12 protein-coding genes are annotated in these 13,010 nt (G+C 59.1%); 10 read left to right on the top strand and 2 right to left on the bottom strand.

The annotated features are described in order from the left end of the window. Positions 1-247: 247 nt before the first annotated feature. From ABID12_RS12915 to ABID12_RS12885, 7 genes are all read left to right on the top strand, one after another. Positions 248-1,033, top strand: a complete 786-nt coding sequence (locus ABID12_RS12915; protein ID WP_354434532.1) for a GntR family transcriptional regulator — start codon at positions 248-250, stop codon at positions 1,031-1,033. Positions 1,034-1,085: 52 nt separating this feature from the next. Further along, positions 1,086-2,084, top strand: coding sequence for a TRAP transporter substrate-binding protein (locus tag ABID12_RS12910; protein WP_106306354.1), 999 nt, complete (start codon positions 1,086-1,088; stop codon positions 2,082-2,084). A 69-nt stretch (positions 2,085-2,153) separates the two neighbouring features. Beyond that, entirely contained in the window at positions 2,154-2,669 is a 516-nt protein-coding gene (locus tag ABID12_RS12905) for a TRAP transporter small permease (protein ID WP_354434531.1), read from the top strand. Beyond that, a complete protein-coding gene (locus tag ABID12_RS12900) occupies positions 2,670-3,977 on the top strand; it encodes a TRAP transporter large permease (protein WP_106306360.1) in 1,308 nt (435 codons plus the stop codon). 177 nt (positions 3,978-4,154) lie between these two features. Beyond that, positions 4,155-4,619: a NanQ anomerase/TabA/YiaL family protein gene (locus tag ABID12_RS12895; protein WP_106306364.1), complete on the top strand. Its 465-nt coding sequence runs from the start codon at positions 4,155-4,157 to the stop codon at positions 4,617-4,619. A gap of 144 nt (positions 4,620-4,763) precedes the next feature. After that, positions 4,764-5,606: a 5-dehydro-4-deoxy-D-glucuronate isomerase gene (kduI, locus tag ABID12_RS12890; protein WP_106306367.1), complete on the top strand. Its 843-nt coding sequence runs from the start codon at positions 4,764-4,766 to the stop codon at positions 5,604-5,606. A gap of 55 nt (positions 5,607-5,661) precedes the next feature. Further along, a complete protein-coding gene (locus tag ABID12_RS12885; RefSeq protein WP_354434530.1) occupies positions 5,662-6,447 on the top strand; it encodes a gluconate 5-dehydrogenase in 786 nt (261 codons plus the stop codon). A gap of 106 nt (positions 6,448-6,553) precedes the next feature. On the opposite strand, the gene ABID12_RS12880 is transcribed toward ABID12_RS12885, so the two are convergent. After that, a complete protein-coding gene (locus tag ABID12_RS12880; RefSeq protein WP_354434529.1) occupies positions 6,554-8,620 on the bottom strand; it encodes a M3 family metallopeptidase in 2,067 nt (688 codons plus the stop codon). 169 nt (positions 8,621-8,789) lie between these two features. Here ABID12_RS12880 and ABID12_RS12875 point away from each other — a divergent pair, with 169 nt between their 5' ends. Both ABID12_RS12875 and ABID12_RS12870 read left to right on the top strand, forming a co-directional pair. Beyond that, positions 8,790-9,239 carry a MarR family winged helix-turn-helix transcriptional regulator gene (locus ABID12_RS12875; RefSeq protein ID WP_354434528.1) on the top strand — a complete coding sequence of 150 codons (450 nt, stop codon included), beginning with the start codon at positions 8,790-8,792 and terminating at the stop codon, positions 9,237-9,239. 2 nt (positions 9,240-9,241) lie between these two features. Continuing rightward, positions 9,242-10,507 (top strand): multidrug effflux MFS transporter, encoded by a 1,266-nt coding sequence (locus ABID12_RS12870; RefSeq protein WP_354434527.1) that lies wholly within the window; start codon positions 9,242-9,244, stop codon positions 10,505-10,507. 111 nt (positions 10,508-10,618) lie between these two features. Here ABID12_RS12870 and ABID12_RS12865 read toward each other — a convergent pair whose 3' ends face one another. Next, complete coding sequence (locus tag ABID12_RS12865) at positions 10,619-11,839, bottom strand: argininosuccinate synthase (protein ID WP_319518919.1); 1,221 nt, start codon at positions 11,837-11,839, stop codon at positions 10,619-10,621. Positions 11,840-12,123: 284 nt separating this feature from the next. Between ABID12_RS12865 and ABID12_RS12860 the strand changes: the two genes are divergently transcribed. Then, a complete protein-coding gene (locus ABID12_RS12860; RefSeq protein ID WP_106306386.1) occupies positions 12,124-13,008 on the top strand; it encodes an SDR family NAD(P)-dependent oxidoreductase in 885 nt (294 codons plus the stop codon). The last annotated feature ends 2 nt before the right edge of the window (positions 13,009-13,010 follow it).

Below are 13,010 nucleotides of genomic sequence, written 5' to 3'. Positions count from 1 at the left end.
TCACGTCAACATTCCCGGACTGAATGGCGACGGTAGCCATCCCGTCTAAAGCCTTGCGGGGAAGGCCGGTTAAAGCCCTTCGGAAAAAGCGCGATGCGACCATGAAGCTCCGGTTCGAACGGTGCTTTGCCGGTGGGCTCATACCTGCGTCCAAAGTCGTCGATTTTTATTTCGTCGTTGATGAAGGAGGTCTTGTATAACTGATATATATGATATATAAGATATACAACAGACCATGGAGACACAGATGAGTTACGCATCTGATGGCATGATTGACCTTTCGGGGAGTGGCGATGGCAGCCGGGCCGGGACGGCCACACAGATTGTTCATCGTCGTCTCCGTGCCGAAATCGTTTCCCTCAAGCGGCTGCCGGGTGAGGTGGTCAGCGAAAAGGAAATCGCGGCCGAGTGCGGGCTTTCGCGCACGCCTGTCCGTGAGGCGCTGCTGCGTCTGGCTGAAGAACAGCTGATCGATATCGTTCCCAAATCCGGAACCCGGGTTTCGCGCATTCCGGTGGCTTCGCTGCTGGAGGCGCAGGTGGCGCGCACGGCGCTTGAACAGGTCAATGTCCGTGCCGCGGCCAGTCGGGTACAGGGCAGTGAAATCGCCAATATGCGCGCATTGCTGATGTATCAGCGCGAGCGCACGGAGGCCGGTGACAGCGATCAGTTTCACGCGGCCGACGAAGCGCTGCACCGCGCAATTGCGGTTGCCGGCGGCTATCCCGGCATCTGGAAAATCATCGAGCAGGTCAAGCTGCAGGTCGACCGCTACAGACGTCTGACGCTGCCGCAGATCAACCGCATGGAGCGGGTGCTCGTCGAACATGGAGAAATCGTGGACGCGCTTGCCGACAGGGATGCGGACCGCGCGGTTGCCGCGATGACGCACCACCTTGAAGGCCTGAGCGCGGAGGACCTGCGTCCCATCCGCGACCTCAACCCGGATTATTTCATCGGAGACATCAACGATGTCTACGAGAAGTGGGGCGATGGCAACACCGCCTCTCAAGCAGAAGATCGGCCCGCTTAAGCGAGAACAGGACCGATGTAATCAAACTCCAATATCCTCATGGGAGGCTATCATGAAAAACGTAAAAAACACGATCCGTCTGGCCGGTGTCAGCATTGTTGCGCTGAGCGCTGTTTTCGGCCCGTCCTCGGCTCTCGCTGAAACTGTCTTCGAAATCGCATTCAACCAGCCGGAATCGCATCCGCAGTACAAGGCCATGGAACGCTTCGGCGAAGCGCTTGCCGAACGCACCAATGGCGAATACACGGTCAAGATCTTCCCGAACGAGCTGCTCGGTGCCCAGAAGGAAACGGTCGAAATGGCCCAGACCGGCACCATCGCCATGTCGCTGGCTGCCGCCAGCCTGCTGGAAAGCTGGAACCCGGATTTCGTCGTCTTCAATCTGCCTTATGTCTTCGACAGCATCGAGCACCAGAAGAGCGTCGTGAACAATCCCGAAATCGTCGGTGATCTCTACAACTCCGTTGCGGATCAGGGCATCGTCGTCGTCGCCGCCTTCACCGCCGGTTCGCGCAACGTCTACCTCAAGGACCATCCGGTCAACACACCGGAAGATCTGGCCGGCCAGAAGATCCGCGTGATGCAGTCGCAGACCAATATCGACATGATGAACATGATGGGCGGCAACGGCATCGCCATGGGACAAGGCGAAGTCTACACCGCAATCCAGACCGGTGTTCTGGACGGTGGCGAAAACAACGAGGTGACCTACTGGTCGCTCAAGCATTCGGAAATCGCACCGTACTTCTCCTACACCCAGCACCTGATGATCCCCGACTATCTGGTGATGAATGTCGACTACTTCGAAGACATGCCCGACGATGTGAAGCAGATCTTCCTGGAAGAGCTTCAGAAGGCCGCCGACTATGAATTCGAAGTCTTTGCTGAAGATGCAGCCAAGTCCCGTGCACTGGCGGAAGAAGCCGGCGCCCAGTTCAACGATGTTGATCTTCAGCCCTTCCGTGACGCCGTTCGTCCGCTGACGGAAGAAAAGCTCACCTCCGATGTCACCAAGAAGATCTATTCGCAGATGCACCCTGCCAGCGAATGATCTCCAATCATCAATGATCTCGACTGGTCCCGGTTTTCCGGGGCCAGCCCGGATGAGAAAGAAACTGCTATGCATACGATCAAGCTTTGGGTCGATCGTTTTCTGGCAACGATCTGCATCGCCTTGTGTGGCCTTTTGACGTTTGTCGTCACCTGGCAGGTGGTGAACCGTTATGTGTTCAGCGGCGCCGGCGCATTGACGGAAGAACTGGCGAAAATCATGTTTGTCTGGCTGGTTCTTCTGGGCGCAGCACTTCTGTTCGGCGAAAAGGGCCACATGAATATCGGGATCGTCGTTGACGCATTCGCGTCGCCGCGCCGGAAAGCGGTCTTTCAGATCGCGACGGATGTTCTGATCCTGTTGTTTGTCGTTGGAATCCTGCTGATCGGCGGCCTCGATGCCGTTGACCGGACGATGCGCCAGACCAATGCCGCAATTCCGTTCCTGCGCACCGGGCAGATCTATATGGCCCTGCCGATCTGCGGCGCCTTTTCGGCTTTCTACTGCCTTTACAACATCTGGAACGACATCCTGCAGTTCATCCGTCCGCCAAGCGCGGAAGGCACGCCAGGGGAGGTCAAGTAAATGGGAAATGCAGCCGATATCGGCCTGATCCTGCTCATCTCGATTCCGATCCTTTTGATGATCGGCGTTCCGATCAGCGTCAGCATGGGCATCGGGTCCGTGCTGGCAATGGCCACCATCTTCACGTTTGATCGCATGGCGATCACCTCTGCCCAGCGCATCTTTGCGGGCATCAACTCCTTCTCTCTGCTGGCAATTCCTTTCTTCATCCTTGCCGGTAACATCATGACGTCAGGAGGGATCGCGCGACGACTGATCAACTTTGCCAAGGCTCTGATCTGCTTCGTACCGGGTGCGCTGGTGCAGACGAATATCGTTGCCAACATGCTGTTTGGCGCCATCTCCGGTTCCGGCGTGGCTGCTGCCGCCGCCATCGGCGGAGCCATGGGGCCGCAGCAGAAGGCGGAAGGCTATGACCCGAAATTCGCCGCTGCCGCAAACATCGCATCGGCGCCTGCGGGCATGCTGATCCCGCCAAGCAACACCTTCATCATCTATTCGCTGGCAAGCGGCGGATCATCCGTCGCAGCGCTCTTCATGGCCGGCTATGTGCCCGGCATTCTCTGGGGCATCGCCTGCATGATCCCGGTGATCTTCTTCGCCCGCAAGGCCGGTTACAAGGCCGAGCGTTTGGCCAATTTCCGGACCAATCTGAGGACGACGATCGAAGCCATTCCGGCGCTGCTGATGATCGTGATCGTGGTCGGCGGCATCATCTCGGGCATCTTCACGCCGACGGAAGCCAGTGCCATTGCGGTGGTTTACGTAACGCTCCTGTCGTTTGCCTACAGAACCCTGTCGCTGCGGATGATCCCGACATTGCTGCTTGGAACGGTCAAGACGACGGCAATGATCATCTTCATGATCGGCGTTTCCTCGATCATGGGCTGGATCATGGCCTATGCGCAGATCCCCAACATCATCGCCTCGTCGCTGCTGTCGATCACCGACAACCCGATCCTGATCATGATCATCATGAATATCGTGATCCTGCTCTTGGGCTTTGTCATGGACCCGACGCCGGCAATCCTTATCTTTGCACCGATCTTCCTGCCGATTGCGACCTCTCTCGGTGTCGACCCGATCCATTTCGGCGTCCTGATGGTCTTCAATCTGTGCATCGGAACGATCACCCCGCCGGTCGGCCCGATCATGTTCGTCGGTTGCCGTATCGCGGAGCTGAAGATCGAAGATGTCGTCAAACCGCTGCTGGGCTTCTTTGTCATCCTCGTGGCGCTTTTGATGGCCGTGACCTTCATACCGGAACTCTCGCTGGCGCTGCCGCGCGCAGCCGGACTGATCCAGTAGCGAAGGCCGCATGACAGCTGGTTGCCCCTGGCGGGGCAGCCGGATCGCCGGACGGGCCTTGAAACGAAGCGCGATAACCGGTGAAGCAATTGAAATGCGCGTGACGAACAGCACCGACAAGCGCTGCCCCACGCACCACGGCCGGACGTAAAGACCGGCCACCAAGGAGTACATACCGTGATTTTCGGACGACTTGATAACGTCGACCTTGAGAAAGCGACCCTGCCGGACGCCGTACTGGAAGGTCTGCAGTTTCTGAACGAAACCGATCTGGCGAATGCATCGGAGGGACGCATCGATATTGATGGGGACCGGATTTTCGCATCGGTTCAGGATTACACGACCGGCCCGCAAGAGGAAAAGCGGCCGGAATCCCACATCCGCTATCTGGATATCCAGTACATCGTTTCCGGCAGGGAAATGATCGGCGTCGCGCCTCTGTCAACGACACCGCCGGCGGCCGAAGACCTTTCCGGGGAGCGTGACCTGCTGTTTTACGATCAGGTGGGTGAGGAGAGTTCTCTCGTCCTGTCGGCCGGAAGCTACGCGGTGTTTTACCCCTGGGACGTTCACCGGCCCGGATGTGCCGTTGGCGAAACGGGCGAAGCTGTCCGCAAGGTCGTTGTCAAAATCAGAATGTGAGAACCACGCGGGGCATTGTCTGCAAAGGCTTTGCGCGCGGGTTTCAGGCGAGCGAGACGCTCAGATTTGAATATGAAGACGTGCTGGAGCGCATGCAGGAACCGCCTGCATCCGGCCGCTTCGATCCAGTGAAGGAGAAACACCATGGATATTCGCTATTCCGTCAATCAGAGGGATTTCCAGCGCTACACAACCGAGGAAGTGCGCGACGAGTTTCTGATTGAAAACCTTTATGTCGCCGATACGGTCGTGGCCGTCTACACCCATATCGACCGGATGGTGACGCTTGGCTGCATGCCGGTTTCCGAAACCGTGCCGCTCGACAAGGGCATCGATTGCATGGGCACGTTTGGAACGAACTACGTTCTCGAACGCCGTGAAATCGGTGTTTTCAACCTCGGCGGCGCCGGTTCGATCGAGGCCGACGGCGAGACCTTCAATCTCGATTTCCAGGATTGCCTCTATATCAGCCGCGGCACAAAGTCCGTCGCCTTCAAGAGCAATGACGCTTCCAAGCCGGCCAAGTTCTATATGGTTTCGGCCCCGGCGCACAAAGCCTGCAAGACGACCTTCCTGAAGATGGACGATGCCAAGAAAGTTCCGCTGGGCGATGCCGCCACATCGAACAAGCGCGTCATCAACCAGTTCATCCACCCCGACGTTCTGGAAACCTGCCAGCTTTCCATGGGCCTGACCCAGCTGGAGCCGGGCAGTGTCTGGAACACCATGCCGGCCCACACCCACGAGCGCCGCATGGAAATCTACACCTATTTCAACCTGCCGGAAGATCAGTCCGTGTTCCATATGATGGGTGAAGGCAAGCAGACGCGTCACATCCTGGTGCAGAACGAGCAGGCCGTCATCAGCCCGTCCTGGAGCATCCACGCCGGCTGCGGCACCACCAACTACACCTTCATCTGGGCGATGGGCGGTGAGAACCAGACCTTCAACGACATGGACGTGATCCCGATCAACGAACTGCGCTGATCAGGTCCACGTCCACCTAAACCGACAGTCTCTCAAAAACAGAAAGATCCGACCCATGAGTTTTGCAGACAATTTCTCACTTGACGGCAAGGTCGCTCTGGTCACCGGCGCGTCCTACGGTATCGGCTTTTCCATCGCTTCGGCGCTGGCCGAGGCCGGTGCGACGATCGTCTTCAACGACATCAACGAAGATTTTCTGGCCAAGGGCGTTGCCGCCTACAAGGAAGCCGGTATCGATGCCAAGGGCTATATCTGCGATGTGACCGATGAACCTTCGGTTCAGAAGATGGTGGCGCAGATTGCCGAGGATGTCGGCCCGATCGACATTCTCGTCAACAATGCCGGCATCATTGCCCGCACGCCGATGCACGAGATGGAAGCTGCGGATTTCCGCAAGGTCATCGATATCGACCTGACCGCGCCGTTCATCATGGCCAAGGCCGTGCTGCCGTCGATGATGGAACGCAATTCCGGCAAGATCATCAACATCTGCTCGATGATGAGTGAACTTGGCCGCGAAACAGTTTCGGCCTATGCCTCCGCCAAGGGCGGCCTGAAGATGCTGACGCGCAATATCGCGTCGGAATACGGTTCCTACAACATCCAGTGCAACGGCATCGGCCCGGGCTATATCGAAACGCCCCAGACCGCACCGCTGCGCGAACCCGGCCACCCCTTCAACTCCTTCATCCTCGCCAAGACCCCGGCAAACCGCTGGGGCACGACCGAGGACCTGAAGGGCCCGGCCGTCTTCCTCGCATCGTCAGCCTCCGACTTCGTCAACGGCCACGTGCTCTATGTCGACGGCGGCATCCTCGCCTACATCGGCAAGCAGCCGTAACAAAGCGAACAGGCCGGAGCGGACAGAGGTTTTTCTGTCCGCTCCGGCGCGCCAACAAAGTACCAAATCCGGAAATCGGGCGACGCAGATTGCTCGCCCGGTTTTTTTAATCCAGCAAACCGCGTCCGCGCAGCATTGCATCCGGCGTGGGCATCTTGCCCCTGAATGCGCGGTAGGCCGCTTCCGCACGAACCGATCCGCCCTTGGAGAGGATGTTGTCGAGCAGTTGCCGGGCGGTTTCAGGATCGAAGGCGTTTCCGGTTTCCTCGAACGCCTCGAATGCGTCGGCATCGAGCACTTCCGCCCACATGTAGGAATAATAGCCGGCGGCATAGCCGTCGCCTGAGAATATATGCAGGAAATGCGGTATCGCGTGGCGCATGGCGATCGCCTTCGGCATGCCGATCGCATTCAGCACGCCATCCTGGAAGGCAACCGGGTCGGCGGGCGGGGTTGTTGCCGTATGCAGGTGCATGTCGACGATGGCGGAGGCGGTATATTCAACGGTCGAGAAAGCCTGGTTGAAGTTTGCCGCTTCTAGAACCTTGTCCATCAATGCGTCGGGCATTGCCGCGCCGGTGCTATAGTGCAGGGCGTAATTGCGCAGGATATCGGGAATCGTCAGCCAGTGCTCGTAAAGCTGTGACGGCAGTTCGACGAAATCCCGGTCGACACCGGTTCCCGAAACCGACGGATAGGTGACGTTGGAAAGCATGCCATGCAACGCATGCCCGAACTCGTGAAACAGCGTGTGCGCATCGTCAAGGGAAAGCAGGGCCGGCTTGCCCTCGGCCGGTTTGGCGAAATTGCAGACATTGATCACGATCGGCAACTCGCCCTGCTGCCCGTTCGGCAGGGGAAGCCTGTGCTGGCTTTGCAGCGCATTCATCCATGCGCCGGAGCGCTTTGTGGCCCGGTTGAAATAGTCGCCCAGAAAGATGGCGAAGGCCTCGCCGTTTTCGTCGCGGATTTCATAGACGCGGACATCGGGATGATAGGCGACGATATCCGGCCGCGCGACGGCCTGTATGCCGAACAGCCGGCCGGCAACGGCAAAGCAGGCTTCCAGAATCCGCTCAAGCTGAAGGTAGGGTTTCACTTCGCTTTCGGAAAACGAGAATTTGCGGGCGCGGCGCTTTTCGGCGTAATAGCGCCAGTCCCAGGCTTCAATGTCGTGGTTGGCGCCGTCTTCGGCGACCAGAGATTGCAATTCCTTCTCGTCGTTTCCGGCGGCCTTCACGGCCTTTTCCCAGACATCCATCAGCAGCGTGTCCACCGCATCGGCCGTCTTCGCCATGGTATTGTCGAGCTTCATCGCCGCGAAGTTTTCGTAGCCCAGCAGGTTTGCCTTTTCCGCACGCAGGCGCAGCGTTTCCTTCATCACCGGCCGGTTATCGTGTTCGCCGCCGGAAAGACCGCGGGCTGTCCATGCCCGAAAGGCCTTTTCGCGCAGGTCGCGTCGTGCCGAAAGCGTGAGGAACGGCTCCACGATCGAACGCGAAAGCGTGACGGCATAGGCCTCGGGCCGGCCGCGTTCGGCGGCCGCTGCCGCCATCGCGTCGATGAGGAAATCGGGAAGGCCCTGCAACTCGTCTTCGGTGGTCAGGAACATGGCCCATTCGCTCTCGTCGGCGAGAACATTCTGCCCGAAATTCGTGCCGAGTTCGGCCAGGCGTCCGTTGATTTCGGCAAGCCGGGCCTGCTTGTCCGCGGCAAGCTGCGCACCGCTGCGGACAAGACCTTTCCAGTGCCGCTCAAGCACGATCGTCTGTTCCTCGGTCAGTGCGAGAGACTGCCGTTCCTGCCAGAGGGCATCGATCCGCCGGAACAGCGCCGCATTGGCGCCAATCGTGGAATAATGGGCCGACAGTTTCGGCGCGATTTCACGCTCCAGCGCCTGAATGGCGGGGTTGGTATCGGCCCCGGCGCGGGTGAAGAAAACCGCGGCCACCCGCGACAGCGCGTCGCCGGAAACTTCCAGCGCCTCGATTGTGTTGGCAAAATCGGGCTTTGCGGCATTTCCGGCAATCGCGTCGATTTCGCGAAGATGATCGGCCATGGCCCATTCGAAGGCCGGTGCGAAATCATCCTCCGAAATGCTGTCGAACCGCGGCAGACCCAGTGCCCCGTCCCATGTCGTTAGTGCCGGATTGATGTCGTTTGTGTCTGCCATTGCCGTCAGTCCTGTCTTGTCATGCCTTCTTGGCCGCAAACTGCGGCCATTCGATGTGTGCGGCATCAAAACACGCATGGCAAGGGGGCTTGATGGCAAGGGGGGGCTTGATGAGCGTCAGCCAAGATAGTAAGCAATGCTTATTAAATATCAATTATCCGGGTTCTGAATGAAAAACGAGATCAGTACCGACCGGCTGGGCTTTCTGCTGACCGATGTGACGCGGCTGTTCCGCGCCGCCTTTGAGCGCCGGATCGGGCAGGCCGGTCTCGGCGTCACGCCGGGAGAGGCGCGCACGCTGGCGCGCACGGCTGCCCGCAACGGCGCAAGACAAAGCGAGATTGCCGAGGAGCTCGGCATAGAGCCGATGACGCTGTCGCGCTATCTCGACCGGCTGGAAAAGGCGGGACTGATCGAGCGGCGTGCCGACCCGCGCGACGGACGGGCAAAGTGCATTCACACCACCAGCCGTGCCGATGCCGTTCTTGCGACGATCCTGAAACACTCCGATGAACTTGTCGCGCAGGTCGAAGAGGGGCTTTCCGGCCCGCAAAAGGAAACGCTGCGCGGTGCGCTGAAGACCATGCGCGGCAATTTTATCAAACTGTCGCAGGAATGAGCATGTCCGGGAATACCGCATTGTCGACAACGCCGATGAGCGAAAGCCGCACCAGTCTTATCGGTGCGATGATGACCATGCTCGGGCCGTTTTCGCTGTCGATCTACACACCGGCCATGCCGGCGCTCGCGATTGCCTTCAATACGACCGATGCCGCGATAAAACTCTCGCTTTCGGTGTTTTTCGGCGGTTTTGCCTTTGCCATGCTGGTGGCCGGTCCTCTGGCCGATGCCTTCGGCCGCCGCAAGACCGCGATCGGCTTTCTCGGCATCTATATGGCCGGAAGCCTGCTGGCGGTGTTCGCCGGGGATGTGAACGCGCTTCTGCTGGGCCGGCTGGTTCAGGGCATCGGGGCCTCGGCCGGGCTTACCGTCGGGCGCGCCATTGTGCGCGATCAGTTTACCGGGGAGCCGGCGGCGCGGATCATGAACATGATCGGCATTGTTCTGGCTGTCGGGCCAGCGGTGGCGCCGACGGTTGGCGGCGTCATTCTTGCTGTTTTCGACTGGAAGGCGATCTTTCTGACGATGGCAGGCTTCGGCGCGACCATTGCGGTGATCCTCATCACCATGATGGCCGAAACCGTTCAGCCGGACCGGCGCAAGGCCAGTCCCTTGCCGCTTCTCAGCGCCTATTGGCAGCTTGTTACGAGTGCGCGCTTCATGGCCGCCTCACTGCTGATTGCCTCTTCGGTGGGCACGCTTTATGCGCTGGCCTCCATCCTGCCCTTTGTACTGATCAAGGTTGCAGGCCTCACCCCTTCGCAATATGGCGTGGGCATGCTGATGCAGACAGGGCTCTATTTTTCCGGCTCCGTGGTCTTCCGCTTTGCTCTCGGGCGGTTCTCGTCGCGTTCTCTGGTCCGCATCGGCCTGCTGTTCATCGCGCTGGGCGCGGCGGCGACTGCTGTCTCCGTCGAGTTCCTGCCGATCAGCTATCTTTCCGTGATGCTGCCGGTCGGCAGTTTCGCCTTCGGCATTGCCTTTGTTATGCCCTACACGATGAACGCGGCCCTGTTGCCGTTTCCCGCCATCGCCGGTTCCGCCTCCGCGCTGATGGGCTTTATGCAGATGGGGTCCGGTCTTCTCACCGGTGTCATCGCGGCGGCCATCGGTTCTCCCGTGCTGGCGCTTCAGTTCATCGTGCCGTCCATGGGCGCAATCGCGGTCTGCTGCTATTTCTGGCTGCGCACTGTCGAAAAGCCGGAGCTCGCCACGGGCCATGAACAGGTCGGTGAGGCAAGCGTGCCCTCCGATCCGGTTGCCTGACATGTTTTGACACGGTAAGGTTGCCCTATTCCGACAGGCATATGAGGGCCGGAACGGAAAAAGGCGGAGCCCGAAGGCCCCGCCTTGTATGCTCTAAACCGTGAAGGCCGATCAGCCCTGGTCGCGCTTGGCCAGCGTTCTCAGACGCAGGGCGTTCAGCTTGATGAAGCCCGCCGCGTCCTTCTGGTCGTAAGCGCCGTGGTCGTCCTCGAAGGTAACGAGGGCTTCGGAGTAAAGCGACTTGTCGCTTTCCCGGCCGGTGACGATGACATTGCCCTTGTAGAGCTTCAGCGTGACTTCGCCTTCGACATGTTCCTGGCTCTTGTCGATGGCGGCCTGCAGCATGTAGCGCTCCGGCGAGAACCAGAAGCCGTAATAGATCAGCTCGGCATATTTCGGCATCAGCTCATCCTTCAGGTGCGCGGCACCCCGATCGAGCGTGATACTTTCAATAGCGCGGTGGGCGGCCAGCAGAATGGTGCCGCCGGGCGTTTCGTAAACGCCACGCGATTTCATGCCGACGAACCGGTTTTCGACCAGATCGAGACGGCCGATGCCGTTGTCGCGGCCAAGGTCGTTCAGCTTCGCCAGAAGCGTTGCCGGGCTCAGGCGCTCGCCGTTGATGGAAACGGCATCGCCCTTTTCAAAGCCGATCTTGATGATCGTGGGCTTGTCGGGGGCGGCTTCCGGCGAAACGGTGCGCATATGCACATATTCCGGCGCCTCGATGGCCGGGTCTTCCAGCACGCGGCCTTCCGAGGAGGAGTGCAGCAGGTTGGCGTCAACGGAGAAGGGCGCTTCGCCGCGCTTGTTCTTGGCGATCTGGATCTGGTGGCTTTCGGCGAATTCCAGAAGCTGGGTCCGGCTCTTGAAGGTCCAGTCACGCCACGGTGCGATGATCTTGATATCCGGGTTCAGCGCATAGGCCGAAAGCTCGAAACGTACCTGGTCGTTGCCCTTGCCGGTGGCACCATGGGCAATCGCGTCGGCGCCGGTTTCCTTTGCAATCTCGATGAGACGCTTGGAGATCAGCGGACGGGCAATCGAGGTGCCGAGCAGGTAAACGCCCTCATAGACGGCATTGGCGCGGAACATCGGGAAGACGAAATCGCGGACGAATTCCTCGCGCACATCCTCGATGAAGATCTCCTTCACGCCGGCCTGTTCGGCCTTCAGGCGCGCAGGCTCAAGCTCTTCGCCCTGCCCGAGGTCTGCGGTGAAGGTGACGACTTCAGCGCCGAATTCGGTCTGGAGCCATTTCAGGATAATCGAGGTGTCGAGGCCGCCGGAATAGGCGAGCACGACCTTCTTGACGTCTTTGTGCGTTGCCATGTGTTGTTCAAGTCCATCTGCTGTTTGGCATGTTTCGTGCCGTTTTAGCGGCTTTACCGCGTCACGCAAGGAAAACCCGTGTTCTGCGCGACTTTCGTCTGTCTGCCGGGCAATTTTGCCGATTGACAGGACTTGCCAACTCGAAAACAGTCTTGTCTGAGTGCACGGATGCTTCGGACGGGATCGGCCGTGCGTGAAAAGATGAGATCGAATGGCTGGTTTGCGGCCGCAATTCGGCGGTATTGTCATGAAAACTGCCGCAAAAATGCAATGGGAGGAAGACCATGAGCCAGAAAAACGCGCCGCATCCTGCGCTGCAAGCGGGAAATTCCGCCGTTATCACCGGTGGCGCTTCGGGCATCGGGTTCGCCGCGGCGAAAGCTTTCATCGCTCTCGGCATGAATGTGATGATTGCCGACATGAAAAGCGAGAAGCTGAAGGTGGCGGGCGCCGAACTGGCGGCCTTGGCCGAGAAGAAGGGCGTAAAGGCACTGGCCCATGCAGCCGACGTCTCCGACCTTTCGGCGCTGGAAGAGCTGGAATGTGCGGCAACCCAGGCCTTCGGCAAGGTCAATGTGCTGATGAACAATGCCGGCATCCAGCCCGAAACCGGCATTCTGGGCAAGCAGATAGCATGGGACCGGATCATCGATGTCAATCTGCTTGGCGTTATCTACGGTACGCGGATTTTTACGCCCGGCATGATCAAGCACGGCGAACCGGCACTGATCATCAATACCGGGTCGAAACAGGGCATCACCACGCCGCCCGGCAACCCGGCCTATAATGTTTCCAAGGCTGGCGTGAAGGCTTTCACCGAAGCATTGCAGCATGATCTGAGAAACCGGGAAAACTGCAAGGTCGAGGCGCATCTGCTGATCCCCGGCTTCGTGTTCACCCCGCTGACGGCGGGCGGACGCACGGAAAAGCCGGAAGGCGCCTGGACGCCGGAACAGACCGTTGATTTCATGCTGAAAAGCCTTGAGGCGGGCGATTTCTATATTCTCTGCCCCGATGGTGAAGTGGATCGGGAAACCGACGAAAAACGGATGATCTGGGCCATGGGCGACATTGTCGAAAACCGTCCGCCGCTGTCACGCTGGCATCCAGATTATTACCATGCCTTCCTCGATTTTCTCTCGGGAACGCCTAAAGATCTGAAAGACTGAAA

This window comes from Martelella mangrovi (assembly GCF_040545495.1).
GTDB classification, from domain to species: Bacteria; Pseudomonadota; Alphaproteobacteria; order Rhizobiales; family Rhizobiaceae; genus Martelella; species Martelella mangrovi.
The sequence above is the reverse complement of the archived record's forward strand: the minus strand, read 5'-3'. Positions and strand labels throughout refer to the sequence as shown.

Coding starts and splice junctions, on each gene's coding strand:
- kduI (WP_106306367.1), top strand. CDS start 4,764: ATGGATATTCGCTATTCCGTCAATCAGAGGGATTTCCAGCGCTACACA.
- ABID12_RS12910 (WP_106306354.1), top strand. CDS start 1,086: ATGAAAAACGTAAAAAACACGATCCGTCTGGCCGGTGTCAGCATTGTT.
- ABID12_RS12880 (WP_354434529.1), bottom strand. CDS start 8,620: ATGGCAGACACAAACGACATCAATCCGGCACTAACGACATGGGACGGG.
- ABID12_RS12900 (WP_106306360.1), top strand. CDS start 2,670: ATGGGAAATGCAGCCGATATCGGCCTGATCCTGCTCATCTCGATTCCG.
- ABID12_RS12885 (WP_354434530.1), top strand. CDS start 5,662: ATGAGTTTTGCAGACAATTTCTCACTTGACGGCAAGGTCGCTCTGGTC.
- ABID12_RS12875 (WP_354434528.1), top strand. CDS start 8,790: ATGAAAAACGAGATCAGTACCGACCGGCTGGGCTTTCTGCTGACCGAT.
- ABID12_RS12870 (WP_354434527.1), top strand. CDS start 9,242: ATGTCCGGGAATACCGCATTGTCGACAACGCCGATGAGCGAAAGCCGC.
- ABID12_RS12915 (WP_354434532.1), top strand. CDS start 248: ATGAGTTACGCATCTGATGGCATGATTGACCTTTCGGGGAGTGGCGAT.
- ABID12_RS12905 (WP_354434531.1), top strand. CDS start 2,154: ATGCATACGATCAAGCTTTGGGTCGATCGTTTTCTGGCAACGATCTGC.
- ABID12_RS12860 (WP_106306386.1), top strand. CDS start 12,124: ATGAGCCAGAAAAACGCGCCGCATCCTGCGCTGCAAGCGGGAAATTCC.
- ABID12_RS12865 (WP_319518919.1), bottom strand. CDS start 11,839: ATGGCAACGCACAAAGACGTCAAGAAGGTCGTGCTCGCCTATTCCGGC.